The 25,222-nt window shown below is 63.8% G+C and carries 23 protein-coding genes; 12 read left to right on the top strand and 11 right to left on the bottom strand.

What is annotated here, in order from left to right; genetic code table 11:
• Nucleotides 1-100 precede the first annotated feature (100 nt).
• From AC07UX_RS19705 to AC07UX_RS19695, 3 genes are read left to right on the top strand one after another with little or no spacing between them, the layout of a single operon-like run.
• Nucleotides 101-1,144: an amidohydrolase family protein gene (locus AC07UX_RS19705; RefSeq protein WP_495193670.1), complete on the top strand. Its 1,044-nt coding sequence runs from the start codon at nucleotides 101-103 to the stop codon at nucleotides 1,142-1,144.
• The gene (locus AC07UX_RS19700) at nucleotides 1,102-2,652 is read left to right on the top strand and encodes a serine hydrolase (RefSeq protein WP_495193669.1); all 1,551 of its coding nucleotides are present in this window, start codon (nucleotides 1,102-1,104) and stop codon (nucleotides 2,650-2,652) included. Before AC07UX_RS19705 ends, AC07UX_RS19700 begins: the two co-directional genes overlap by 43 nt.
• Nucleotides 2,645-4,096 carry an MFS transporter gene (locus AC07UX_RS19695; RefSeq protein WP_495193668.1) on the top strand — a complete coding sequence of 484 codons (1,452 nt, stop codon included), beginning with the start codon at nucleotides 2,645-2,647 and terminating at the stop codon, nucleotides 4,094-4,096. The genes AC07UX_RS19700 and AC07UX_RS19695 overlap by 8 nt, the downstream gene beginning before the upstream one ends.
• Nucleotides 4,097-4,102: 6 nt before the next feature.
• On the opposite strand, the gene AC07UX_RS19690 is transcribed toward AC07UX_RS19695, so the two are convergent.
• Together AC07UX_RS19690 and AC07UX_RS19685 are read right to left on the bottom strand one after the other, a co-directional pair.
• Nucleotides 4,103-5,854, bottom strand: a complete 1,752-nt coding sequence (locus AC07UX_RS19690; RefSeq protein WP_495193667.1) for a DUF885 domain-containing protein — start codon at nucleotides 5,852-5,854, stop codon at nucleotides 4,103-4,105.
• Nucleotides 5,851-6,813 carry an aminotransferase class I/II-fold pyridoxal phosphate-dependent enzyme gene (locus AC07UX_RS19685; protein ID WP_495193666.1) on the bottom strand — a complete coding sequence of 321 codons (963 nt, stop codon included), beginning with the start codon at nucleotides 6,811-6,813 and terminating at the stop codon, nucleotides 5,851-5,853. The genes AC07UX_RS19690 and AC07UX_RS19685 overlap by 4 nt, the downstream gene beginning before the upstream one ends.
• Before the next feature lie 548 nt (nucleotides 6,814-7,361).
• Here AC07UX_RS19685 and AC07UX_RS19680 point away from each other — a divergent pair.
• On the top strand, nucleotides 7,362-7,562 hold the full coding sequence (locus tag AC07UX_RS19680) for a hypothetical protein (protein WP_495193665.1): 201 nt from the start codon (nucleotides 7,362-7,364) through the stop codon (nucleotides 7,560-7,562).
• Nucleotides 7,555-8,451: a M15 family metallopeptidase gene (locus tag AC07UX_RS19675; protein ID WP_495193664.1), complete on the top strand. Its 897-nt coding sequence runs from the start codon at nucleotides 7,555-7,557 to the stop codon at nucleotides 8,449-8,451. Before AC07UX_RS19680 ends, AC07UX_RS19675 begins: the two co-directional genes overlap by 8 nt.
• Before the next feature lie 2 nt (nucleotides 8,452-8,453).
• Here the strand turns inward: AC07UX_RS19675 and AC07UX_RS19670 are convergent, their stop codons facing one another.
• From AC07UX_RS19670 to AC07UX_RS19655, 4 genes are all read right to left on the bottom strand, one after another.
• A complete protein-coding gene (locus AC07UX_RS19670; RefSeq protein ID WP_495193663.1) occupies nucleotides 8,454-9,614 on the bottom strand; it encodes an aminotransferase class I/II-fold pyridoxal phosphate-dependent enzyme in 1,161 nt (386 codons plus the stop codon).
• 36 nt (nucleotides 9,615-9,650) lie between these two features.
• Nucleotides 9,651-11,852 carry a TonB-dependent receptor gene (locus AC07UX_RS19665; protein ID WP_495193662.1) on the bottom strand — a complete coding sequence of 734 codons (2,202 nt, stop codon included), beginning with the start codon at nucleotides 11,850-11,852 and terminating at the stop codon, nucleotides 9,651-9,653.
• A 129-nt stretch (nucleotides 11,853-11,981) separates the two neighbouring features.
• Nucleotides 11,982-13,265 carry a D-serine ammonia-lyase gene (dsdA, locus tag AC07UX_RS19660; RefSeq protein WP_495193661.1) on the bottom strand — a complete coding sequence of 428 codons (1,284 nt, stop codon included), beginning with the start codon at nucleotides 13,263-13,265 and terminating at the stop codon, nucleotides 11,982-11,984.
• Nucleotides 13,266-13,406: 141 nt separating this feature from the next.
• Nucleotides 13,407-14,390 (bottom strand): LysR substrate-binding domain-containing protein, encoded by a 984-nt coding sequence (locus AC07UX_RS19655; RefSeq protein ID WP_495193660.1) that lies wholly within the window; start codon nucleotides 14,388-14,390, stop codon nucleotides 13,407-13,409.
• A 175-nt stretch (nucleotides 14,391-14,565) separates the two neighbouring features.
• On the opposite strand from AC07UX_RS19655, the gene AC07UX_RS19650 reads away from it, so the two are divergent.
• From AC07UX_RS19650 to AC07UX_RS19630, 5 genes are all read left to right on the top strand, one after another.
• Nucleotides 14,566-14,793: a zinc-finger domain-containing protein gene (locus tag AC07UX_RS19650; RefSeq protein WP_184269542.1), complete on the top strand. Its 228-nt coding sequence runs from the start codon at nucleotides 14,566-14,568 to the stop codon at nucleotides 14,791-14,793.
• A gap of 44 nt (nucleotides 14,794-14,837) precedes the next feature.
• Nucleotides 14,838-16,280: a metalloprotease TldD gene (gene tldD, locus AC07UX_RS19645; RefSeq protein ID WP_495193659.1), complete on the top strand. Its 1,443-nt coding sequence runs from the start codon at nucleotides 14,838-14,840 to the stop codon at nucleotides 16,278-16,280.
• A 54-nt stretch (nucleotides 16,281-16,334) separates the two neighbouring features.
• Nucleotides 16,335-16,910, top strand: coding sequence for a DUF924 family protein (locus tag AC07UX_RS19640; protein ID WP_495193658.1), 576 nt, complete (start codon nucleotides 16,335-16,337; stop codon nucleotides 16,908-16,910).
• 168 nt (nucleotides 16,911-17,078) lie between these two features.
• Nucleotides 17,079-17,417 (top strand): P-II family nitrogen regulator, encoded by a 339-nt coding sequence (locus AC07UX_RS19635; protein WP_004209785.1) that lies wholly within the window; start codon nucleotides 17,079-17,081, stop codon nucleotides 17,415-17,417.
• Nucleotides 17,418-17,430: 13 nt separating this feature from the next.
• Nucleotides 17,431-18,777, top strand: a complete 1,347-nt coding sequence (locus AC07UX_RS19630; RefSeq protein ID WP_495193700.1) for an ammonium transporter — start codon at nucleotides 17,431-17,433, stop codon at nucleotides 18,775-18,777.
• A 139-nt stretch (nucleotides 18,778-18,916) separates the two neighbouring features.
• Here AC07UX_RS19630 and AC07UX_RS19625 read toward each other — a convergent pair whose 3' ends face one another.
• The 4 genes from AC07UX_RS19625 to crtY form a co-directional block, all read right to left on the bottom strand.
• Nucleotides 18,917-19,867: a phytoene/squalene synthase family protein gene (locus AC07UX_RS19625; RefSeq protein WP_495193657.1), complete on the bottom strand. Its 951-nt coding sequence runs from the start codon at nucleotides 19,865-19,867 to the stop codon at nucleotides 18,917-18,919.
• A 133-nt stretch (nucleotides 19,868-20,000) separates the two neighbouring features.
• Complete coding sequence (locus AC07UX_RS19620) at nucleotides 20,001-20,582, bottom strand: LOG family protein (protein ID WP_495193656.1); 582 nt, start codon at nucleotides 20,580-20,582, stop codon at nucleotides 20,001-20,003.
• A 26-nt stretch (nucleotides 20,583-20,608) separates the two neighbouring features.
• A complete protein-coding gene (locus AC07UX_RS19615; RefSeq protein WP_495193655.1) occupies nucleotides 20,609-22,102 on the bottom strand; it encodes a phytoene desaturase in 1,494 nt (497 codons plus the stop codon).
• Nucleotides 22,102-23,250, bottom strand: coding sequence for a lycopene beta-cyclase CrtY (gene crtY, locus AC07UX_RS19610; protein WP_495193654.1), 1,149 nt, complete (start codon nucleotides 23,248-23,250; stop codon nucleotides 22,102-22,104). The genes AC07UX_RS19615 and crtY overlap by 1 nt, the downstream gene beginning before the upstream one ends.
• A 62-nt stretch (nucleotides 23,251-23,312) precedes the next feature.
• Between crtY and AC07UX_RS19605 the strand changes: the two genes are divergently transcribed.
• Together AC07UX_RS19605 and dmeF are read left to right on the top strand one after the other, a co-directional pair.
• A complete protein-coding gene (locus tag AC07UX_RS19605) occupies nucleotides 23,313-23,585 on the top strand; it encodes a metal/formaldehyde-sensitive transcriptional repressor (RefSeq protein WP_495193653.1) in 273 nt (90 codons plus the stop codon).
• Nucleotides 23,582-24,619 (top strand): CDF family Co(II)/Ni(II) efflux transporter DmeF, encoded by a 1,038-nt coding sequence (gene dmeF / locus AC07UX_RS19600; RefSeq protein WP_495193652.1) that lies wholly within the window; start codon nucleotides 23,582-23,584, stop codon nucleotides 24,617-24,619. Before AC07UX_RS19605 ends, dmeF begins: the two co-directional genes overlap by 4 nt.
• Before the next feature lie 3 nt (nucleotides 24,620-24,622).
• Here dmeF and AC07UX_RS19595 read toward each other — a convergent pair whose 3' ends face one another.
• The gene (locus AC07UX_RS19595; protein WP_495193651.1) at nucleotides 24,623-25,213 is read right to left on the bottom strand and encodes a histidine phosphatase family protein; all 591 of its coding nucleotides are present in this window, start codon (nucleotides 25,211-25,213) and stop codon (nucleotides 24,623-24,625) included.
• Nucleotides 25,214-25,222 lie beyond the last annotated feature (9 nt).

The following is a 25,222-nucleotide window of genomic DNA, read 5'->3' as shown; positions in this document are numbered from 1 at the left end:
ACATGATCCTGCTCAGCGTGAGTTTAAATCCGTAAAGAGCGACGCATGGCGAATGTGATTTGCGGAATCTAATGAGCACATTAGCTTTCTTTCGTGGCAATTGACCCGCTCGGCGCGTCGTATGTCGGCGTATCAGGACGGGGTTGGTTGGATGTGTTTGAAGGACGGCGCTCAGCTTCTGGAAGCCAAAGGAGAGCCAAGCGAGCCCTGCCGTATCGTATCGGCCGCGGACCACCACCTGCACATCCAATCGCCGGAGGCCACCGCCGAACTGCGCAGCGTGGCACAGCGAATGCCAGCGATGTTCGCACAGTTGAATCCGGCACTACTCGAGCCGCGCGAAGGAACGGATGCGCTCCGTCAGCTCGATGAAGCCGGGATTGCCCAAGGCGTGTTGCTGTCCGAGGCCTATATGTTCAGTTCCCCTTTTGCCACACCGGGAATGACCAATGCTGCGGCGCTGACGCGCGATGAGAACCAGTTCAACGTCGATGCTGCCCTGGCATCAGACGGCCGGTTAAAGGCGTTTGTCGGAATCAATCCTTTCAGTGCCTTCGCAATCGATGAGTTGCATTATTGGGCGGGGAGGCCCGGCGCATCTGGGGTCAAGCTCCACCTAGGAAATAGTGGTTTCGACCCGCAGTCTCCGGCGCAGGTATCCGTGCTTGCCGAGTTTGTTGGAGCGGTGCGAGAAACCGGGCTCCCACTCCTGATCCATGTGCGGCATGCTGGCCCGTTCGACCCATCCGCCACGCGGATATTCATCGACGCGGTGCTCAGCCGGGCCGAGGGCATCATCGTGCAATTGGCCCATGGCGGCGGCGGCGGCGGCGTCGCCGATTCTGTCATGGTGCTCGAACATTATGCCGAAGCGCTGGAACGGCATGCGCCGGGTTCGAGCGGCATTATCATCGATCTGTCGGTCGTGCTGGTGCTCGATCCGACCTCTGCCGAGAATATTATCTTGCTCGAACGCTTCGTGCAGATTGCCCGTCGCATTGGCATCGAGCGGTTCGTGATGGGGTCGGACTGGCCATCATTGTGCTCCCCGCTCGAACATGACTCCCTGGTCACGTCGCAATTGCCGTTCACGGCGGAGGAATGGACCCGCATCGCCGGCAACCGCGCCCCGTATCTCGATTGACTGGGATCGCCAGCTTGCAACAGCAGATTCGGGCCATCGCGCTTGCCTTCATGCGGGAGTTCGAAATCCCCGGCATCGGGATAGCGATCGTTCAGCCAGATGGGAGGGTGATGCTCGAGTCACTTGGCGTCCGCGCTCTGGATCAGGATGCACCGGTCGACATCCACAGCCAGTTCGCAATCGCTTCGAACAGCAAGGCATTCCTGTCTGCCTGCCTGGCAATTGAGGTCGATAAGGGCAATCTCGGCTGGGAGGACCCGGTGGTTCGCCACCTCCCGGATTTTCGCATGTCGGATCCGGCCGTCACGCAGATGATGACGGTGCGCGACTTGCTGGTGCATCGCAGCGGGCTTCCTTTAGGCGCGGGCGACCTGATGCTGGTGCGGAAGGGCGATTTTACCGCAAGCCAGGTCATGGCAGCGCTGCCGCATTTCGCACCGGCAGCCGGATTCCGGGCCGGCTATGCCTATGACAATTGCCTCTACATCGTCGCGGGCATGGTCCTAGAGCAGGTCACCGGCCTGACCTGGAATGATTATGTGGCGCGCACGATCTTCGCTCCGCTGGGCATGACCGACGCGGCGCCCAACCCATCGCTGGCGCTATCGGATAAGTGCGTCGCGCGGCACGCGCGTTTGGGCCCGCCGGTGATCGGCATGGGGCCGATCGAGAAGATTGCCGCGGACGAATCCGACGTGAACGGGCCTGCCGGTGGCATCCATGCCAGCATCGCCGATATCGTGCCGTGGCTGCAGGTTCAGCTGAACAAGGGGCGACTGTCGAGCGGTGCGCGCCTGTGGAGCGAGGTGCAGGCGAACGAGATGTGGCAACCACAGACGATCATTGCCAGCGGGCCCGGGCCCGACGCAGATGCGCCGCATCGCGCTGTCCTCGAAAGCTATGCGCTGGGATGGGGCGTCACCGAATATCGCGATCGCCGGATGCTGACGCATGCTGGACAACTCGCCGGACAGACCTCGCGGATCGTATTGCTGCCCGATGCGGGGATCGGATTGGCAATATTCACCAATTCCGGCGAAGCCGATGCGCTTTCTGCGCTGCGCTACGCCCTGCTCGACCAGCTGATCGGCGTCGAACCCTTTGATTGGTTGTCCGCTGCGCGCGGAACGGTCGACAGTCTGCATGCCCAGGTACATGCAGTTATCGACGATGGTGGCATGCCCGCGCCGGAAGGTCGCCCCTCCTTGCCGCTGACGCGCTACACGGGAACCTATCGTGACCCCTGGTACGGTGACATCGAAGTCGGCCTTGCGGATGGTGGTCTGACGCTCCGCTTCCTTCCGACGCCTGCCTTTGCCGGCCCGCTCGAGGCCTTTGGCCATGACGCTTTCCGAACCCGATTTCCCCGCGGTGTCGGCGAGGATGCAATGGTGCGATTCACTGTCGTCGACGGCGGTGTAACGGGGATCACCATGCGGGCATTGTCGCCACTCGCCGATTTCAGCTTCGATTATCATCATCTGCGCTTTACGCCGGTGGTTGCTTGAGCATCGCGACGCTGATGATGCCATTAGCGATTACGATGTGGCACGCTTTCGGCGCTGGGATAGCCTGAGCCGAGAGTCGGTGATCGTACGCGAGATTTGGGGGCAGGCATTGCACGGAAATAGTATGTTTCGACCACGGTGGCTTGGCTACACGCTGTGCAATGTCGGCGTTACCTGGGGTTCGCTCCCGCTCAACCTGTTGTTGCTCTATTACCTCACCCAGATTGCCGACATCCCTGCAGGTCTCGCCGGGTTGGTGATTGCGCTTCCGAAAATCTGGGACGCCCTGGTCGATCCGATGTTCGGGGGCTGGATCGATCAATGGTCGATGCGGATCGGCTCTCGCGCGCCAGCCATAGCCATTGCGACGTTGGTGTTCATCGCCACGCTGGCGGCGGTCTTCGCGCTGCCGCCGGGTCTGCCGGTCTATCAAGTCGCCACAATCGCTGTTTTGCTGCTGATCCTGTCGTCGATCGCCCAGACTGCGATCGGTGTATCGCAATTCGCAATTGCTACCGAGATGACCAAGGAGCCGCGCGAGCTGAGCGGACTGCTCGCGCTTGCTGCGATCACCGCGCAAATCCTCTCCGTCGCGGGCAGCGCCGCATTGCCGCTGCTCGTGGCCAATCTGGGCGGCGGTGCCCGCGGCTATTCGCTGATGGCGATGGCGATGGCTGCGGTGGTCGCAGTCGCTCTGTTCGGTTTTATCCTCAGCACCCGCGCGATTCCGGTGCGGATGATTCCGGCTGACGCCGAGCCGACGAAGATCTGGCGATCGCTGCGCCGAACGATCGGCAACAAGAGCTTCTACAATTTCCTCGGGCTTGTCGTGTGCCTCAACGGCAGCGTGGTGATCATCCTGGGATTCCTGCCCTTCGCCAACCAATATGTACTGCGCGGCGACGCCGGGACGCTGGCGCTTCTTGAGGGCGCGCTGGGAATCACCGTCGTACTGGGCATGGCGCTTGCGCCATTTCTGCTCCGGCGCGTCACTGCAGTGGTGGCAATGCTTTCCAGCAACATCGCGACCCTTGCTGCGATGGTCCTATTGTTCGTTGCCAGCTATGGTCCGATCGCGGCGACCTATGCGGGGCTGGCGGTGGTCGGGCTGGGCTCGGGAGTAGTCGGCGTCCTGATCCAGACATCGATCCTTGGCGCAGCGCAGAAAAAGCTGGCGGACGGCACGGTCGTCGCGCTCGGCTTTTACCTCGGCATCATGGTGGCCTCGATCAAGCTTGGCTCGTCGGCCGGCGCGTTCGTCTCCGGCCAGCTGCTCCATTTGTTCGGCTTCGTCGGGGGCGCGGCGAACCAGAGCCCCCAGGCAATGATCGGACTGCGGCTCGGCTATACGATTGCGCCGTGCCTGTTCGTGCTGGTGGGAACGATCTTCCTGTACCGCAACTGGCGCGGCGAGCGCCTCGCCGAGGAACCCGGCATCGCCTAGGCCCGATCAGCCGAGATGCTGCCGGACGAACCCATCAGAGATACGCGTCAGAACCGATAACGGAACGTTGCCGCTCTGGACCAGCATGTCGTTGAACGCCCTGGCCGGAAACCGGTCGCCAAGCCGCGCTCGCGCGTCATCGCGCAGCGCGGCCAGATGGCTATGGCCGATCTTGTAGCTGCACGATTGTCCCGGCCAGACGCAGTAGCGATCCACTTCTCCGGCGACCTGTGCCCGCGGCGATCCGTTGTTCGCAACGAACCAGTCGATAGCCTGATCGCGAGTCCAGCGCCGGGCGTGGATTCCGGTATCGACAACGAGTCGGCAAGCGCGGAAGGCAAGCGATTGTAGGTAGCCGAGCTCTCCAAGATCGTCGTCCGCGTAGATGCCCAGCTCCGCGCTGAGTTGTTCGGCATAGAGCGCCCACCCTTCGGAATAGGCATTAAACGAAAGCAGCGAGCGCGCGAGCGGCAGCTGATTGGCATATTCGCCCTGCCAGATATGGCCCGGAATTGCCTCATGGAAGGTCAGGGTCGGCAAGGCGTGACGCGGCCAGATCGCCGTGTCGCGCAGGTTGATGTAATAGATGCCGGCGGTGCTGCCATCGAGCGATCCGGGACCGGCATAGCCATCGGGAGCACCAAGCTCGATCGCCGGTGAAATCCTCTTCACGGCGACATTACCAGGCACGAGTGTGTCGAACGCATCGGGCATCCGGGCGCGAATGGCGGCGAGACGGTCGTTGATATAGCCGAGCAATGCGGCGCGGCCGGCATCGTTGTTCGGGTAGAGGTTTGCCGGATCGGTCGCCACTGCTTCCATACGCTCGGGGATCGACCCTTGGGTGAGGCCGCGCTTGCGCAACAGCGGTTCCATCCGGGCATGCAGTTCGCGAAGCTGGTCCTGCCCCAATTGGTGGACCTGCTCGGCACTGATCGCGCTGGTCGTCGACATGCGCAATGCCCAGTCATAATAAGCCGCGCCGTCGGGAAGCTTCCACACGCCGGCATCGGACGTAGCCGAGGGGATAGCATCCTCAAGTGCTTCAATCTGCTGCTCGAGCGCCGGCCGCAGTTCGGTCGCGACCAGCGCCTCGGCCGCTTTGAGATGAGCGGGGACGTCGCGCCCCGGCCGGGCGAGCGCGGTGACGACCTGCCACTGGTCTCCGGGCAGGTCGTGGACTGCCTTGAGCTGGGCTATGGTTTTGTGCAGCAGGAAGTCGGGCAGGACGATTCCTCGGTCGGTGTCGGCGCGAATGCGCGCGGTCTCGCCGGCAAGAGCGGCGCCATAAGCGCGTACCCGCGCAAGATACGCATCGGCGTCGGCGTCGCTGGCGATGCCATGTTGGCTGTCGAGGAATTCAGGTATTTCGAGCACCGCGCCGGTATTCTGCGCGACGACATAGGGCGTCGAGCGGTGCGATAGGTTGACATTGAGGCAGGCCACCTCGCCGAAGCCAAATTCCATGCCTTCGCGCGCATAGGCATAGGCTGCCGCCGCGACGTCGAGATCGATACGCCGATCCGGCGGCATCGCTACGTCGCCGAGTGCGCCAAGCGCGTGTACGATCGTCTCGACATGGGCCTTCGCCTCCGCCACACCGCAGGGCGAGCGGTCGCTAAGTCGCGATTTGAGCGCGACGCGATTGTCCTTGTCGATTCCGAGATAGGCGGCATTTTCCGGGTAGAGCCGCAAAAGGCCCTCGGTAATTTGGTCCAGTACGGCATCGGCGCCGCGAGCGATCGACGCCCGCGTCATGCCGCCGCTCCGATCTCGCTGGCGAGCCGGTCGATGTCATCCATGCTGTGGTCAGCAAAGATCGCGCAGCGAAAGACGCCCTCGGGCCCCGCCCCCAGATAGTCCGAGATCGGCAGATAGATGCCCTTGTCGAACAATCGCGCCTGAATGCGCCGCATATCGTGCCGGCTCCCGATCGTGAACGCGAGGACAGGCGAAGGTGAGTCGGATATCGCCAGCCCGACTTCGCCCAGTCGCGCTCGGGCATGGCCGGAAAGCCTGGACAGCGTCTCCCGGCGCTCCGGATGCGCCGCGACATAAAGCAGCGCCGCGGTTGATACGGCCGCAGATATCGGCGAGCCTGCATTGGCGCCGCGTTTTGGGGGTAGCCGGTTGACCCGCTCGGCCGCTTTCCGGGTGCAGCCGATCACCGCGCCCTGCGCGCAAAAGGCCTTGCTCAGCGTTGCGCCACCGTGGGCGACGGGCTCGACGCCGAAATGCTCCGCCGTGCCCCGGCCGTTGCGACCCAGCACGCCGAACGCATGGGCGTCATCGATGAACATGCGTCCTGCGAACGGAGCAATCACTTCGGCATAGGCGTCCAGCGGTGCCAGGTCTCCCGAGGTGGCGAACATTCCATCGGTCACGACTATCGGCCGCTGGCCGGGCTGCAGCGTGGCCGCTATCGCGTCTTTCAGGCCCTGCGGATCGCTATGCGCGAATTTGGTGACGGGCAGGTCGGCAAGCCGCGCCGCCTGGACGAGATTGTAATGCGCGCCGGCATCCAGATAGAGGTGGTCGCCGGGCGCGGCATGGGCGCACAGGCCGATCTGGCCGATCAGGAAACCCGTAGCGAAGTAAACGGCACTCTCGGTACCCATGAAATCGGCAGCGGCGCTCTCCACCGTTTCGAAAATGGTGTCGCGGATACCATAAGGCGGCGGAAGCTGCTGGGCGAACGGCTCGCCGCGCGCGATCACCTCCAGCGCCGCCTCTCTCAGGCAAGGTTCTTGATGCAGCGCGAGATAGCAAGCGCCGGAAAAGTTGAGATAGGCGCCCCCGTCAATCGTCCAGCGCGCCGAAGCACCGCTTGATACCCATTTGCCCGTAACCGGCTCGACATCCGCGATCGTCATACGTCTGCTGCTTCCAAATCGTCCGCAGACGGTTTCCGGCGGCTCCCGCCGAGCGGCAATGCAGGTTTGCTATTGGGCCCATTATTCCCGGCCGCACTTATGCTCTCGCAATGACCATATTAGCTTTGCTCGCATGCCTGGCTTCGCGGCAGGCGCTATACGAGCGGCATGACCTTGCTACGCTCGCTCCGACTTCGAATTAGCATCGCCCGGCTCTGCTGAGCCGGAGAGCCGCGCCTTCCGGGGCGTCACGGAGCATCGAGTCTGAAGGTCGTCCCATGGCAAATTGCCACCTATCCGCAAAACCGATCCCGCCCCTTCATGGTGCCAAGCGTGCGCCGCTGGTCCAGCTGAAGGTCTCTACCCAAGCCTGTCCAGATGTGCTTGGCCAAGTGCTCGACACACTGGCGCGGCAGGCCGTGATCCCCTGGGGCATTGAGTTTCGGCGGACGTCGGATGGCCTGTCCCTCGCGGTGGACGTCGAGAATTTCCATGACATTGGTAAACTGGCGACACGAATCGAAGTCCTGGCGATGGTCCGCGAGGTGTGTGTGGTCGAACGAATGACAGGAAGCGCGCCTGAACATGGATGAAGCCAAGCCAGCGAACCCCGCGCCCGCCATCGCCGCATTCATCGGCCTTTACGGTTCGGATCGGGCGCTGCTCGACATCTACGAAATAGGCGGTGTGCTGTTCGCAGACGGCTGTGGCCTGTCGCACCAGCCGATCGCCGATGCGGCGGGACGGCTTTTGCTATCAAACCACGGCGAAGTCACGGCGGTCATCGACGGAATAGCGCTGAAGCAGCGCGACTTTACCGGAGCGATGATCGCACAATTTCGTCGTGCGATCTCGGCCGACCTCGCGCGACTCCGCGCAGAGAGCATCAAAGTCTCGCCACCAAAGTTACCGGCGTCGGCCGGAGCGAGCGATCTCATCGACATTCGCACCGTCGATCCGAGCATTGCAATCGACATGCGCTACGCCTCCAGCAACAACTTCATGGGCCTGGCGTTGTACGATCGCGCTACCGCCTATCTCCAGCGGCCCGCGGCCAAGGCACTTGCGCGCGCGCAAGCCTCGCTGCGCGAGCACGGATACCGCCTGGTCGTCCTCGATGCCTATCGTCCGTGGTCGGTCACCTGGTTGTTCTGGCAAGCAGTGCCGCTGGAGGCACGCCAGTTCGTCGCCGACCCGGCGCTGGGTTCGAAGCACAATCGGGGTTGTGCGGTCGATCTTACCCTGATCGAGGGCGAGGGCGGCGACCCGGTCATAATGCCGAGCGACTATGACGAGGCAAGCGCTCGTGCCGGTCCCGGCTATCGCGGCGGCACCAGCCGCGCACGCTGGCATCGCGACCTGCTGCGCCGGACGATGGAGGACGCCGGCTTCAGTGTCGACCCGCACGAATGGTGGCATTACGACTTTGCCGACTGGCAGTCTTATCCGGTTCTCAACACGCCGCTCGCCGCTTTGGGCTGACGCTAGGCCGCGGCAAAGGAGAGCGGGGTCTGTTGCGGCAGCCACTTGGCGAGACGCTTGATCGCCTCCTCGACCAACGGAGTGGCTACGGCGAAGCTGAGGCGGATGAAGCCACCGCCCCGCACCGGATCGAAATCGATCCCCGGAGCTGTCGCCACCCCGGTCTCATTCAGGAGGCGCGTGCAGAAGGCCAGACTGTCCGCAGTGAGATGCGCGACGGAGGCATAGATATAGAAAGCACCGTCGGGCGGAGCAATTTCACCAAGGCCAAGTGCCGGCAATGCTTCGAGCAGCAGTGCGCGATTGCGCCGGTAGGTGTGAAGGTGCCCTTCAAGCTCGTCGATGTCGTCGAAGGCGGCCAGCGCTGCATGCTGGCTGAGCGATGGCGCGCTGAGGAACAGATTGCCCAGCCGTGCGCGTGCTGCCTCGACCAGATCGGCAGGTGCGACCACCCATCCCAGCCGCCAGCCCGCCATGCTGAAAAATTTCGAGAAGCTGCTGATGACGAACGCGTCGTCCGCATATCGCAGGATGGTCTCCGCGGGGGCGTCGTAGGTCAATCCGTGGTAGATTTCGTCGGACAGAATACGAATGTCGCGATCACGGCAGATCGCGACGATACGCTCGAGTTCTTCGGGCTCGATGATCGTCCCGGTCGGATTTGCGGGGCTGGCGATGATCAGGCCTGCGGGTGCCGGATCGAGAGCAGCGATCGCGTCTGCCGAGATTTGGAAACGGACATCTGCGCCGCAATCGATCTCGACCGGGGTCATGGCGAGGGCGCGCAAGCTGTTGCGATACGCGACATAGCCCGGGCGGGCCAATGCCACCCGATCCCCGGGCGAGAAGCCAGAGAGCAACGCCAGGACCAGCGCCGGCGAAGCGCCGCAGGTCAGCAATATGCGCGACGGATCGATTTCGACCGCCTGAGTATCGCGGTAGAACTGGCTGATGCGCCCCCGCAGAAGATCGCTTTCCCAATAGCCCATCGGATCGGTTTCGAGGACGTGGCGCGCCGCTGCGACTGCCGCAGCCGGCGCGCCGGTCGAGGGTTGCCCGAACTCCATATGGATCACCGACCTGCCCTCTGCCGCCAACCGGTGGGCGAGCCGGCTGATGGAGATGGCATGGAAAGGTTCGATAGTGTTCGGGGGCAAGGTCATATCAACGGTACCGGTTCATCGGGGCAACTACGCGGATCAGAAGCGGCTGGAGAGCGATACGCCCAGGGTCCGCGGCTGGATGACGGAGACCCGTACGTCGGGACCGAGGGTATAGGCCGCGACCTGGCCATGGGCGTCACCGACATTCTTTAGGAAGACATCGAGCGAGAATGTATCGAACCGCAGACCCGCGCGCAGATCGGCGACGGTGTAGGACGGCAGTTGATACCTTGTGACGCCCGCACCGTCGAAATAGCCGACACGATCATCGATATAGCGGATGCCGCCGCCGACGGCGCCGCGCAGGTCCTCGCCCAGCGGGAACTCATAGTCGGCATTGGCCTGCGCCGTCCATTTCGGCACGGACGGCAGGCGGTCGCCCTTGGCGGCAACGGCATTGCCCGGCGGCAGCGCCTCGGCAAGCACCGCATCGTTATAGCTGACATTGCCGTCGACGATCAGCCCCGCGACTGGCCGCCACGACAGCGATGCCTCGACCCCCTTGCTGGTTGCGCGGCCGCCATTGCCGTTATAGTTGAGGCCCGCGGCGTTGCGCTGATTGAGCTGGATGTCGCGCCAGTCGATCCAATAGGCGGCCAGATCGAGGCTCAGCCCACTGGCAAGGCCGGTCTTCACGCCGACTTCGTAATTGGTGGTGCGATCAGGCCCGTAGGAAGCCGGAGTGCCCGGCACAGGATTGTTGGGACCGCCGGGCCGGAAGCCGGTGGCAAACCGGGCGTACAGCATCGTGTCCGCCCCGAGCCGCAGCCGCGGGTTGACCAGATAGGTGACCGAATCATCGCTGGAAGTGGTATCGATCGCGGCGGCGCCGATGAAAAGGCCGTCATTGGTCTGGCGCTGGCGCTGCTGGTTATGGCTGTAGCGCAGGCCGGCAGTGATATCGAAGGCCGGCGAGAAGGCGTAGGTCACCGTGCCGAAGCCCGCGATTTCTTCGAACGTCGAGCGGACCTGAGCGTCGAGCAGCGTCGGCAGCGTTACCGGATAGGGTGCCCCGGTCGCGGCGAGGAACGCCGAGAAGAACTGGTGGGTGCGGGCCTTCTCATGGGTGTAGAAGGCCCCGACCTGCCATGATAGCGGCCCCGAACCGCTGGATGCCAGCCGCAATTCCTGGGTGAATTTATTGAGCCCGGCATCGGTGACAATGGCGACACCGGCCCCTGGGATGCCATTGGCGGCGAGGATACCGCCATAAGCGGCGGTGACGTCGAGGTTGAAGTCGAGATCCTGGTGATTGTACCCGGTTGCCGACGTCAGCGTCGCGAAGCCCAGGTCGCCCTGGACCGTGAGCGCATAGGCGCTGACGAATGTCTCGGTCTTGCCGGTACCCGGCGCGCGGGCCTGCTGGAGATTGCCATATTTCGGCGCGAAGCCGGTGATGAAGTGATCTTCTACGGCGTTGCCGTCCGATTCTTGCTTCTGCAGCGACGCCGAGGCGCGCACCGACCAGCCTGCCGCCGGGGTCCAGCCGAGCGCGCCGCGGCCCCCATAGACGCGCGACTGGTTGATGTCGCGCTCGCCGGTGGTGACGTTATCGACGAAGCCGGGATCCTCGCGGTAAAAGCCGCTCGCGCGCAGTGCGAGGGTGTCGGCCAGCGGCACGTTCGCCGCGCCGCGGAGCCCGAAGCCCGATCCGCCGCCATCGACAAACTGGCCATCGGCCTGCACCCGGCCGAACGCGGCATTGGGGTCGGGCGCGGCAGTGACGTATTTGAATAGTCCGCCAAGGCTGCCTGCACCGTACAATGTTCCTTGCGGGCCGCGAAGAACCTCGACGCGCTCAAGGTCTAGCGGGTCGAGATCGGGGACGGTCGAGCCGCCGAAGCTGCTGCTGTTGCTGCCGCCATAAGGCAGGTCGTCGACATAAATGCCGACCGTAGGATTGCCGCCGGTGCCGGTGTTGAGGCCGCGGATGGTCAATTGGTTCGCGCCGTTGGAAAAGCTGGTGTCGTCGAGGATCAGGCCGGGCACGCGAGTCACATAGTCCTGGAGCCTGGTTGCCCCGGTGCGGGCGAGCGATTCACCGCTAATCGCGCTTACGGCGGCGGGAACCTCGCGAAGCCGTTCGGTCCGCTTGTTGGCGGTGACGACGATGTTACCCTCGGACTCGCCGCCCTGCGCGGCGGTTGCGGCCGCGTCGCTGGTTTGCGCCGCCGCCGGAGCAGCAAATGCCGCCAGCGAGATGCCCGCGGCCAGCGTGAGATGATAAGATTTGCGCATGGTGTTGCCCCCTAGATGCCGACGGTCCTGCATCGCCGCCCTGTTCATCGATACGGCCGGTGTTCCGGCTCATGGTGCAACGGACCATGGCCGGAGCCTCTCTCCAATGCCGAAAAACTCAAAGGGGCATTAGCTGGAATGATAAGCGCCCGCATCGGCGGCGCGCAGCAGCGCGGCGAACTCGTCGTCGGGCAGCAGCGACCCCCCTGTCGCCCAGGCGACGTGCACCGCGTCCTGCAAATGCGGCGCGGCCTCGACGAACGGGGTGATCGCCGCCAACGCCGCTGCCGCGGAAGGTTCGAGCCGCAGTCCGGCCTCGCGCCACGCCCGTGCCACCCATTCGAGCATCATCCCGTCGGGGACGGCAACAACCGCGTCGATGCGGTCGCCCACCGTGTCGAGTACGAGATCCGACGCCAATGGAACGGCGAGGCCGTCCGCGATGGTATCATTGTCGAGCCCATATTCATAAATGGGGGCCGGGACGCCGCTATTGGCGAGCGCGATCATCATGCACGGCGACGCCACTGGCTCGACGAACACACAGTGCACCGCGGCGCCGAGGCGTTCCTTTAGCGCAAACGTCACGCCTCCAGGCGCGCCGCCCACCCCGCACGGCAGATAGACCACCAATGGTCGCTCGACACTCGGCACGGCCCCGGCATCGGCGAGTTGCTCGATGATCTCGTCGCCGGCGAGTGCGTATCCGATCATCAGATCGCGCGAACTTGTGTCGTCGATAAAGTCGTCGCCTGCGGCTTGTGCCGAAGCTTCGGCGGCAAGCACCGTCCGGGAATAATCGAACGGATGCTCGACGACCTCCACCCCCAGCGCGGTGAGCCGATCTTTTTTCCAGCGCTTCGCGTCATGCGACATATGGACCTGTGCGGCCATGCCGAAAGCGCGCGCGGCCAGGCCGATGCTGAAGCCGAGATTGCCGGTGCTGGCGACAACGATGCGATGGCGACCAAGCGCCCGCTTCGCATTGCTCGTGGTTAAGGCCAGATAATCGTCGCCTTCTCCAATCAGCCCCTCGGCAAGCGCGATCCGCTCGATCCGGCACAGCAGATCGTAGATGCCGCCGCGGGCCTTGATCGACCCGGTCATGGGAAGCGCATGATCGGCCTTGATCCGCAGATATCCGATCCCGGTGGGCACGATCGGGCAATCCAGCAATGCCGAGCGCACGCGCCCGTCCCATTCGCTTTGTGGAAACAGCCGGCGGAGCACAGGCTGGAAGCGCTCCATGCGTTTGCGCGCCGCGACCAGTTCGGCGATGGCGATCGGAGGTGCCTCGGCACGCGCGCGCTTGGCGGGTCCACGCCAGACGGTGACCTGCCTACTGCGCAATTGTCGAACCAGCGCGGACATGGCGTCCGAAAACCCAGGTTCGGGCGGAAGATCGATCGCCATGTCCTAATTGCTGCCGAGGAGGTCGGCGGTGTAGAAGGAGCGCTTCGAGATTCTGCTAAGGCTTTGGCTCATGATGCCAATGATCCCGGCAAGACCCCTTCCCGGCAACCCAGCATTGCTATTGAACTCATTAGGGGATGCTCATCCCGGATTCGTCAGGAGCGACAGGGTCTGCAACTGTGTCTCGCGCATCGCCTTGACCGACCAGGCGGCAAAGCGTCTGACCGGCGAATTGGCATTGCCGGGCCGGTGAGTCAGAAAGCGGAAGGTCGGGCCGGGGACAGGCGGCGCATCGAGGGCGAGGGTAAGCTCGCCGCGCGTCATCAGCCGGTTCACGATCACGGCGCGGCCCATTGCCAGGCCTCGTCCGCACATCGCGGCGTGATAAGCGAGATGCGCCATGTTGAAATGGCGCTCGGTACGCTTGCCGTCCGGCCATTGGCGGCCTGCGGCGTCGCGCCAGGCTGCCCATTCGTCCCCTGCGGCACCACCGATCCACGGGCTGTCGTCGTGCAACACCACGACTGGCTCGGAGGCAAGGTTGCCGTGCTGTTCTAATTGCTCGCGATATTCGCGTGAGCTCACCGGGAACAGCTGCTCCTGCAACGATGCCAATTCGTGGAGCCCGGCTGGGGCCTGGGGCGAATAGTCAATCGCCACGTCGATCCCGTCGTCCTCAAGTCGCTCGGCGGTCGACGGGAGCAGCTCGGACCGGACGAAGATTTCGATCCCCGGATGCTCGGCGTAGAAACTCTCGAGATTTGGGACCAGCCATTCGGTCGCTAATGATGGCAGGCAACTGACGACGATCGCTCCGCCTTGCTGGCGGTTTATGCCGCTGAGCGTGGTATTCAGCGTTGCGGCAACGTCGGTCATCGCCAGCATCAATGACGTGCCCGCCTCGGTCAGGCTGATGCGCCCCTTGTTTCTTGCGAACATCGCCGCGCCAAGCCGACCCTCCAGGCGAAGCACGCGCTGACTGACCGCCCCTTGGGTTACGTTCAGATGGCGGGCGGCCTCGGTGATCGACCCGAACCGCGCCGCAGCACGAAAAATCCACAGGTCGGACATGAGTTGCGCGTCAAGCCGATAGGCGTCCGGGGCGTCGTCGCGGTCTTGGTTCATGAGATCACAGTACTCACTACCCGGGCGAGCGGCAATGAACGAGATGAATAGATTAGCGATCTTGGTCGCAAAGACCGCCAACACACACGGCAAAATGCCCCGCCTCCGGCATCAGTCTTCATTGATGTAAAGCCGCATATTGCAGCGCACCGGCACGGCTGCTAACCGCTTTGCCATGATCCAGCCGCCCGAAACCATCCGAGTCTCCAAGTCCCGCGTGTCCTGCGACGGCAGCGGAGACATTCCCGCCGCCCTGGGCCATCCGCGCGTCTTTCTGGAAATCGACGAGCATGGCTATGTCGATTGCGGCTATTGCGACCGTCGCTTCGTGCTGATCGGCGGCGTGGCCGACCATGGCGACGTCGCGACGAAGCCTGACATTGCTTCGGGTGCCAGCCTCTAAAATTTCCGTTGGGCTTGGGTGATGCCGCCCCTATATCGGGTGGCATGACCGACCTCGCCCCCCTCTTCACTGATGCCCGTGGCCTTCTTTATCGTCCGGGCCTTCTCGATCCCGATGCTGCGCGCCGCCTGACCGCTCAGGCATTGGGCGCATGCGACGACGGCGAGCTCTATCTGCAATATCGGGCGAGCGAGAGCTTCGGCTTCGACGACGGGCGGTTGAAAACCGCCGATTATTCGACCGACGCCGGATTTGGCCTGCGCGGCGTATCGGGCGAAATGACCGGCTTTGCCCATGCCAACGACATTAGCGAAGCCGCGATCGCGAAAGCGGCGCAGACGCTGTCCCTGCTCGATCCGGCCAAAGGCCAGCCCGCCCCGCCGCCGCTGCACACCAATCGCCACCTTTACACCGATGCCAACCCGCTTGAGATCGTTCCCTTCGCTGAGAAGGTGAAGCTGTGCGGTGAGATCGACGCCGCCGCCCGCGCCCGCGATCCGCGCGTGGCGCAAGTGTCGGTCAGCCTGGCTGGCAGCTGGTCGGTGGTGGAAATCGTCCGCGCCGACGGCTTTACCGCGACCGACATTCGCCCGCTCGTCCGCCTGAACGTTTCCGTCATTCTGGAGGAGAATGGCCGTCGCGAGACCGGCGTGTTCGGCATTGGTGGCCGCTATCTGTATGACGAGGTGATGGACCCGACGATCTGGAACCGGGCCATCGACGAAGCTCTTGCCCAAGCGCAGGTCAATCTGCGCTCCATCGCCGCGCCCGCCGGCGAAATGACCGTGCTGCTTGGCCCAGGCTGGCCCGGCGTGCTGGTGCATGAGGCGATCGGCCACGGCCTGGAAGGCGATTTCAACCGCAAGGGCACCAGCGCCTTTTCCGGCCGCATCGGCCAGCGCGTCGCCGCGCCCGGCGTCACGGTGGTGGACGATGGCAGCATCATGAGCCGCCGCGGTTCGCTCTCCGTCGATGATGAAGGCACGCCGACGCAGGAAAATATCCTGATCGAGGATGGCATCCTCAAGGGCTATATGCAGGACCGGCTGAACGCCCGGCTGATGGGCGTCGCCCCCACCGGCAATGGCCGCCGCGAAAGCTACGCCCATGCTCCCATGCCGCGTATGACCAATACCTTCATCAAGGGCGGTCAGGACAATCCGGAAGACCTGCTGAGCCGCATGAAGTCAGGCATCTTCGCCAAGAGTTTCGGCGGTGGGCAGGTCGATATCGTATCGGGCAAGTTCGTCTTCTCCTGCACCGAAGCCTACAAGGTCGAAAATGGCAAGATCGGCGATCCGATCAAGGGCGCGACCCTGATCGGCGACGGGCCGACCGCGCTGACCAAGGTGATCGGTATCGGCAACGACTGGGCGCTGGACGAAGGCATCGGCATGTGTGGCAAGGGTGGGCAGAGCGTGCCGGCGGGTGTGGGCCAGCCCACATTGCTGCTGGAAGGCCTGACGATAGGCGGCACGGCGACCTGAGCCTGCTATCGCATGAATGGCGGAACGGCATCGCATGATCATTGTTCATTGGGTATGAACATGCTGACCGATAGCCACGATGCGGTGACGGCCGACTGGGCCGCCGCCCTGCTCGATTTCTGGTTCAACCAGGTCGGTGAACAGGGTTGGTATAGCCATGACCCCGACCTTGACCGGGCCTGTGCTGCGCGTTTCCGGACCTTGTGGCAGGAAAAGCAGGCGCTGTCCCCGGAAGGCTTTCTCGATCGCGCGGACGATGCACTCGCAGCGATCCTGCTGTTCGACCAGTTACCACGCAACATGTTCCGCGGTACGGCAGAGGCCTTCGCGACCGACCCCTTGGCGCGCGACGTGGCCCGTGGCGCTATCGCACTGGGCTACGACATCCAGATCGGCGGCGCCGGGCGCCTTTTCTTCTACATGCCATTCCAACATAGCGAAGCGATCGAGGATCAGGACTTCTCGTTGGCGTTGTTTGAAGGTGCTGGTGACGAACAGTCGCTCGATTTTGCACGCAAGCATCATGCAACTATCGCGCGTTTCGGACATTTTCCCCATCGCAACGCGGTACTGGGACGCCCTACTACGCCGGAAGAGGCAGCAGCAGTCGCCGAAGGCGCGCACTGGTAGGCGGCCGCAGGTGGCCGCTGCCCATTTTTTAGGCAGCAAAATCGCGCTGCACAATTTTTTGGCGTCATTTCGATAACCGTCGCAGCATAACCTCGCGTTAACGCGCCTTTAGTGTTTTGGCACGCCTCTTGCTGAGTATGTCCCCGCACACCAGTAACAGGGGGCGACATGAAACTTGTCATGGCTATCATCAAGCCGTTCAAGCTTGACGATGTCCGCGAGGCACTCTCCTCGCTCGGCATCGCAGGAATGACGGTCAGCGAAGTGAAGGGCTTCGGCCGCCAAAAGGGGCAGACCGAAATCTACCGCGGCGCCGAATATTCGACGAACATGGTCCCGAAGATCAAGATCGAGGTGGTCTGCGACGACGACCTCGCGCCCCGCGTCGTGGAAGCGACCCAGGCGGCCGCCAATTCGGGCGCCATCGGCGATGGCAAGATCTTCGTCCTCGATGTCGGTCAGGCCGTGCGCATCCGCACCGGCGAGACCGGCGAAACCGCGCTGTAAGAAGGGGGGAATGATGACCTTTTCCAAGAAAATCAGCAGCGTGGCGGGGGCGACCGCGCTTTCGCTCTTCGCTGCCCTGCCCGCCTGGGCGCAGGACGCTGCGGCACCCGCCGCCACGGTCGACAAGGGCGATACCGCCTGGATGATGACGTCCACCATCCTGGTGCTGGCGATGATCCTGCCGGGCCTGGCCCTCTTCTACGGCGGCCTGGTCCGCAGCAAGAATATGCTGTCGGTGATGACGCAGATCGGCGCTGCCGCCTGTCTCGCGATGCTCATCTGGGTCATGTACGGTTATTCGATGGCCTTCGGCCCCGACTATACCAGCGGCCTTTCCAACTTCGTTTCGACCTTCGACAAGGCGTTCCTGAAGGGCATCACACCCGCTTCGCAGGCTGCGACCTTCACGGCCGGCGTCGAAATCCCTGAATATGTCTTCGTCTGCTTCCAGATGACCTTCGCCGCGATCACCGTCGCGCTGGTGCTGGGTTCGGTGGTCGAACGCATCAAATTTTCGGCCGTCATGGTGTTCGCCGCCATCTGGCTGACGATCGTCTATTTCCCGATCGCTCACATGGTCTGGGCCGCCTCGGGCTATTTCTTCAAGGCGGGCGCACTCGACTTCGCCGGCGGCACCGTGGTGCACATCAATGCCGGCGTATCCGCTCTGGTGGCCTGCCTCATCCTGGGCAAGCGTATCGGCTTCCCCAAGGAACCGATGGCCCCGCACAGCCTGACGCTGACCGGCGTGGGCACCGGCCTGCTGTGGGTCGGCTGGTTCGGCTTCAACGCCGGTTCGGCACTGGAAGCCAACGGTTCTGCCGCACTCGCCATGATCAACACCTTCGTCGCTACGGCTTCGGGTGGTCTGTTCTGGATGCTGGCCGAAAAGCTGAACGGTCACAAAGGCTCGGCCCTGGGCTTCTGCTCGGGCATTATCGCCGGCCTCGTTGCCGTCACGCCTGCCGCCGGCAACTCCGGTCCGTTCGGCGCGATCATCCTGGGTGCTGTGGCTTCGATCATCTGCTTCTACGCCGTCACCGTCCTCAAGCCCAAGCTTGGCTATGACGACTCGCTGGACGCCTTCGGCATCCACGGCATCGGCGGCATGATCGGCGCGATCGGTACCGCGATCGTTTACTCGCCCGCCTTTGGTGGCCCCGGCGCGGAAGATTATGCAATCGGCGCCAAGCTGCTGGTTCAGATCGAAGCGGTCGTCGTGACCATCATCTGGGCATCGATCGGCACTGCCATCGCCATCTTCATCGCCAAGGCCGTCACCGGTCTGCGGGTCAGCCAGGAGGTCGAATATGAAGGCCTCGACCTCGGCGAACATGGCGAGCGCGCCTACAACCAGTAAGTTTTCACCGCATTGGCCGGGCGGCTTGTTCGCCGCCCCGCCTTCCGATGTTCCTCCTGCGAACATGCCTTGGGTCGGTACGAAAGTACCGGCCCTTTTTTTGTCCTGCGCCAATGCAGACGGCCAGGCCGCCGCGCCGTTAGTCGGAGCGGGTCCAGAGCGTAGCGGGACGAAGGGTGGAAGCCGGCCAGCGGCGCGCCCTGCCGACGACCTGAACCGCTGCTCTTGCCACCCAGCCCAGCTTCTCGCGCTTGGGCGTCACGACGCGCTGGTCCCACGCATGTTCGCCCCGGTGTGCGACATGTCGGGCGATATCGCCATAAATGCCCGCCGCCGCCAGCACGGCCCAGGCCGCACGAGGCGGCAACGCACCCGTCCCGTGGCGCGCGCTTGCCTCATAAGCGGCGGCCATGTCGGCCATGCGGCGGGCAAGGATGGCAAGGCGCGGGCGAACCCAGGGCTTCATATGCTCGCCAGGTGGAATATCCATTTCCGCCAGCCACTCCTGCGGCAGGTAGCAGCGGTCGGCTGCCTCATCCTCACTGATGTCGCGGGCGATATTGGCGAGCTGGAAGGCAAGGCCAAGGTCGCAGGCCCGGTCGAGCGTGGCCTGATCTTCCGGATCGACCCCCATCAGCACCGCCATCATGCAGCCGACTGCGCCGGCGACATGATAGCAATAGCGCAGCATGTCGTCCTCTGTGCGAGGGCGCCAGTCGCGGGCGTCGAGCGCGAACCCCTCGATCAGGTCATGGGCATAGACGGCGGGGATCGCGCATTCGCGCATCACCACGCCGAAGCCATCAAAGGCGGGGTCACCGGTCGGCTCGCCGCGTAGCGCCTTGTCCGTCAGCACCCGCATCATGGAGAGGCGCGCCTGCGCATCGGACACGCTGGTCATCGCGCCCCCATGATCCTGGCCATCGGCGATATCGTCGCACTTGCGGCACCAGGCGTAGAGCAGCCAGGCCCGTTCGCGCGTCACGCGATCGAACAGTTTCGACGCCATGGCGAAGGATTTGGAGCCGCGCGCGATACTGTCGCGGGCATGGGTGACGAGGGCAGCGCGATCGGGGATAGCGGAAGACATGGTCACGACATGCCCTGCTCCGCACGGAAAGTCACCCGCCCTCCGTTCGTTTCGAGCGTGTCGAGAAACCAGAAGCACCGCGCTAGCAGCTTCTCGACTTCGCTCGAAGCGAACGGAGCATTTTAAAACTGAATCAAAGCCGCGCAGCCTTCATCGCGAAGATCGTCTCATGCGGCTGATAGGCGGCCATCGCGTCGACCAGCCCTTCGATGCTGTCGTCGTGGATGAGGATGCCGGCATGCTGGGCACGGATGAAGCCGGCCTCCACCATCTGACGATTAAAGCCGATGAGTTGATCGTAGAAGCCCGCGACGTTGAGAAGCCCCACCGGCTTGCTGTGATAGCCCAGTTGCGCCCAACTGATCGCTTCCCATAATTCGTCCATCGTGCCGACACCGCCCGGCAGCGTCACGAACCCGTCCGACAGATCGGTGAAGAGCTGCTTGCGCTGGTGCATGGTCTGGACGACGTGCAATTGGGTGCAGCCACGATGCGCGACTTCCGCACCGACCAGCGCTTCGGGGATCACGCCGATCACCTCGCCGCCTGCGTCCAGCGCCGCATCCGCCACCGCGCCCATCAGGCCCAGACGCCCGCCGCCATAGACGACGCCGATGCCACGCTCCGCCAGCGTGCGACCGACATGGCGCGCCGCGTCGATATAGGTGAGGTCGGCCGGCGTCGCCGATCCGCAATATACTGCCAGTCTCTTCATTTCGTCCGTCCGTGGGGCCGTGCCCCTTATCGTAAATCGTCCAACATCAGCGCTGCGGTAGCCTTGGCGCTGCCTACCACGCCGGGGATGCCCGCACCGGGGTGGGTGCCGGCCCCTACCAGATAGAGGTTGGGAATGACATCGTCGCGATTGTGCGCACGGAACCATGCGCTCTGGGTCAGCAACGGCTCCAGGCTGAAGGCGCTCCCCATATGCGCGTTGAGATCGCGGTCGAAATCGGTTGGCGCATAATGGAACCGCGTGACGATCCGCGACCGGATATCGGGAATCAGCCGATGCTGGATTTCATCCAGGATGCGTTCTGCATAGGCATGCCCGAACTGATCCCAGTCTATCGGCAGCTTACCCATATGCGGCACGGGCGCGAGCGCATAGAAGGTCGAATGGCCATCCGGCGCCATCGACGGATCGGTCACGGTCGGATGGTGCAGATAGAGGGAGAAATCCTGCGGCAGGACGCCATGATCGTAGATGTCGGTCAGCAGCCCTTCATAGCGCGGACCGAACAAAATCATATGATGCGGGATGCCCGGCCAGCTTCCCTTGATGCCGAAATGCAGCACGAACAGGCTGGGCGACCAGCGCTTTTGCGCCAGCTTCTGGCCCTGCTTTTGTCCGCGCGGATGGTGGCCCAGCAGATCGCGATAGCTGTGCATAAGGTCGGCATTGGTGGCGATCGCATCCGCCTCCCCCCGCCAGCCCGACGCGGTATGCACCGCAGTCGCCTTGTCCCCATAGGTTTCGATCCGGGTGACCGCGTCGCCCAGCCGCAATGTGCCGCCAAGCCGTTCGAAATGCGTGGCCATGCCCTGCACCAGTCGATTGGTGCCGCCCTTGGCGAACCAGACGCCGCCATCCTTTTCCAGCTTGTGGATAAGCGCGTAGATCGCGCTGGTCTTCATCGGATTGCCCCCGACCAGAAGCGTGTGGAAAGAAAGCGCCTCGCGCAGCTTCTCATTCTTCACATGGCTGGCGACGACGGAATAGACGGACCGCCAGGCCTGATATTTGGCAAGGCTGGGCGCAGCCTTGATCATGGAGGCGAAGTCGAGGAAGGCGACTGCGCCGAGCTTGCGATACCCCTCCTCATACACGCCGGCGGCATAATCGCAGAAGCGTTCGTAGCCGGCGACATCGTTCGGATCGAGTTTGGCGATTTCGGCGCGCAAGGCAGCTTCGTCGTTCGAATAATCGAAATTGGTGCCGTCGCGCCAGTTGAGCCGGTAGAAGGGCGAGACCGGCATCAAGGTGACATCCTGTGTGATGTCATGGCCCGACAGGCGCCACAATTCCGCCAGGCAATCGGGGTCGGTGATGACGGTCGGGCCGGCGTCAAAGGTGAAGCCGTCCTTTTCCCACATATAGGCCCGGCCGCCAGGGCGATCGCGCGCCTCCACCAGCGTCGTGTCTATGCCGGCCGATTGCAGCCGAATGGCAAGCGCCAGGCCGCCAAAGCCGGCGCCGATGACGATCGCGCGTCTGGGATTTGGCCTGTTCATCAGGCGGGCGGATTCCACAATGTTCGCATGGCATCCCTTATGGGCACGGGCGGCCGTCCGCACAAGATGCGGATGCGGTCGGCGATCGTCGACCGACCGGCATAGAAGCGCTGGATCAGCGCGGGGCGGAGACGATAGAAACGGGCGAAAATGCGCCAACGCTGATCGGGGCGGGCAGCGCCGAACAGCATTTTGCCAAGCAGACGATAATAGCCGCCGTGCCGCCAATGTGCCCTGGCATAGGCGCGGGTCGCCGCGGCGAGGCCGTCGAGCGGCTGATCGGCCAACCAGCGGGCGAATCGCACCGCGTCAGGCAAGGAATAGCCGGTCATCGGCTGGAACAGGCCGGCGCGCACCCCGGCGCGGGCGACGGGATCATCCTTTGGCCAGTAGCGGTCGAAGTCCCCGCCATGAACGACGGGCAGCACGCCCCGTTCGCGATGGACGACCTCGCCGTGCCAGCCTTTCGCCTGCGCATAGGCGGCGATGCGGGCATCGAGGGTGGGAATGTCGAGGTTTGGCCTGTCGCTATAATAGGTATCCTCGATGAAAATGGTTCGATCGTCCCAAGGGAGCAGATAGACGAACCGATAGCCGTCCTGTTGATCGACCGTCGCGTCCATGATGACCGGGCGGTCGATGCCGTGGGGCGCATCGCATCGCAGGGCATGACCGACGAACTTCTGCCAGCCGCACCGCAGTGCCGACAGGTCGCCCGCGCCCCGCGCATCTATTACCGCTTGCGCCCTGATCGTCCGGCCGTCTGCCAGTGCGACATGATCGGACGCAAGCGCCTTGACCGTAGCATGGACAAGCAATTTTTCGCCCAAAGACCGTTCAAGTGCGACAGCGAGTTGGACAGTATTTACGCTGTTATAGGGCGTGCTCAGTTGCCGACTATAGGCTGGAAAATCAACCTGATGCCCCTGCGGCCAGCGATGGGCCACCAGCGGATCGACCAGCCAGCGATCAGCAGGCGCGACATCGCCGTCGAAGAAGGACCAGATATGGTTGCCGCCAGGCCGTTCCCCCTGTTCGACCAGCACCAGCCGGACTTCCGGCCGCAAGGCAGCAAAGGCAAGCGCGATCAGGCCGCCGGAGAGGCCGCCGCCAATGATCGCCAGGTCGCAGTCCAGTTCGTCCGCCATGCCCCCTGTTAGGCGAAAGATGGGCTATGCGTCTTGGGAAATATAGTATAGGGGGGTACCCTATGCACATTATCGCGGATCGAGACAAGTTGCTGGCGCGGGTGCGCCGGATTGCAGGCCAGGTCGCCGCTGTCGAACGACAGTTGGCGGGAGACGCGGGCTGTTCTGAAACGCTGCAACTGGTCGCGTCGGTGCGCGGCGCGGTCGGCAGCCTGATGGAAGAGTTGATCGAACAGCATATGCGCGAGCATGTTGCCAGACCGGGCCTGTCCGACGAGGCGCGGACGGCCGCGACCGAGGAAATGCTGGCGCTGATTCGCCGCTACGGGAAATGACGATGCACGATCATGACGAAAATGGGCACGGGCACCGGCACGAACATGGCCACCATCATGGCGGACATGGCCATGACACCCAAGACACCGCCCTCCCCGCATCGGACGAGGGCGATGACCGCCATTATTTCGACCATATCTATCTGTCCGCCGGTCATGACCAGAATGCGAAGCGGACCTTGTGGGTCGTATGGCTGACCGCCACGACCATGGTGGTGGAGATCGCCTTCGGCTGGATCACCGGGTCGATGGCATTGCTGGCGGACGGCTTTCACATGGCGACCCATGCCGGCGCGCTGGCGGTCGCGGCGGCCGCCTATGGCTATGCCAAGCGCCATGCGCGTAACCCGCGTTACACGTTCGGGACCGGCAAGGTTGGCGATCTGGCCGGCTTCGCCTCCGCCCTGCTGCTGCTGGGTACGGCGCTGTTCATCGCCATCGAATCGGGCATGCGGTTCTTCCAGCGCATCGATGTGTCTTTTGGCGAAGCGACGCTGGTGGCGGTCATCGGCCTTGTCATCAACATCATCAGCGCCTTCCTGCTGGGGCATGACCATGGTCACGATCATGGGCACGGCGATGGGCATGGGCATGGGCATGGCGATCATGACCATGGGCACAAACAGGGCCATGGCGACAATAATCTGCGCGCTGCCTATGTGCATGTGCTGACCGATGCGTTGACGTCCGTGCTGGCGATCGGCGCGCTGCTGGCCGGGCGTTATCTGGGCTGGTGGTGGATGGACCCGGCGGTCGGGCTGCTGGGCGCCGTCGTCATCGCCCGTTGGGCCTGGGGATTGATGAAAGATACCGCCGCAATCCTGCTCGACACGGCAGAGCCGGCGTTGATGGCGCGGGTGCGCGGGTTGGTGGAGGCCGAGGGTGCGACCATATGCGACCTGCATGTCTGGCGCATCGGACCGCATGCCCATGCCGCGATCATCAGTTTGGCCCCCGGCGCGGACGGCGCCAAGGTGCGGGCACGGGTGCGCGCACTACCGCGCATGGAACATGTTACGGTGGAGTGCGGCTGAAGATCAGGGCCGATCGTCCCAGCGCACCAACATGACCTTGCCGTCGGCATCGACCGCCAGTTCGCCAAAGGCGCCGGTGCGCAATTTGAGCGCGCCGAGGGGCAGGCCCGCGGCAATCAGGGCGAACCGGGCCGCGCCGTTGCTGGTGACGAGCAAGTCGATGCCCGTGCCGCCCTCCGCGAAAAAGGCGTGCCAGGCGGCGACGCGCCGGTCGGCATCGACGATCCAGCCGTCCGGCGCGATGCCACGTTCATCCCAGTCGGCCAGCGCCTGCGCGCCGATGCGGGCGAGCACGTCCGCTTCCGCCTTGCCTTCATCAGGGCCGTGGTCGATTTCCCCCAGCCAGTCGAGGCTGCCGTCGCAGGCATGACCGGTGGCCGCCGCGATGCGATCGGCCGTTTCGCGGGCGCGTTGCAAGGGGCTGGAGAAAAGACGGTCGATGGGCAACGCCTGCCGGGCGAACCAATCCCCCAGCCTATCCGCCTGGGCGCGGCCGCTTTCCACCAGCGGGATGTCGGTCCGCGCGCCGACGCGGCAGGCTTCCGCGCTGGTGGCAAAGGTGTTGCCGTGCCGAATGATGAAGAGGCGACGCATGGTTCGGCG

The sequence above is a fragment of the Sphingobium sp. GW821-FHT02B05 genome (assembly GCF_059421905.1).
Note: the sequence above shows the minus strand (reverse complement) of the source record. Positions and strands in the feature narration are given on the sequence as shown.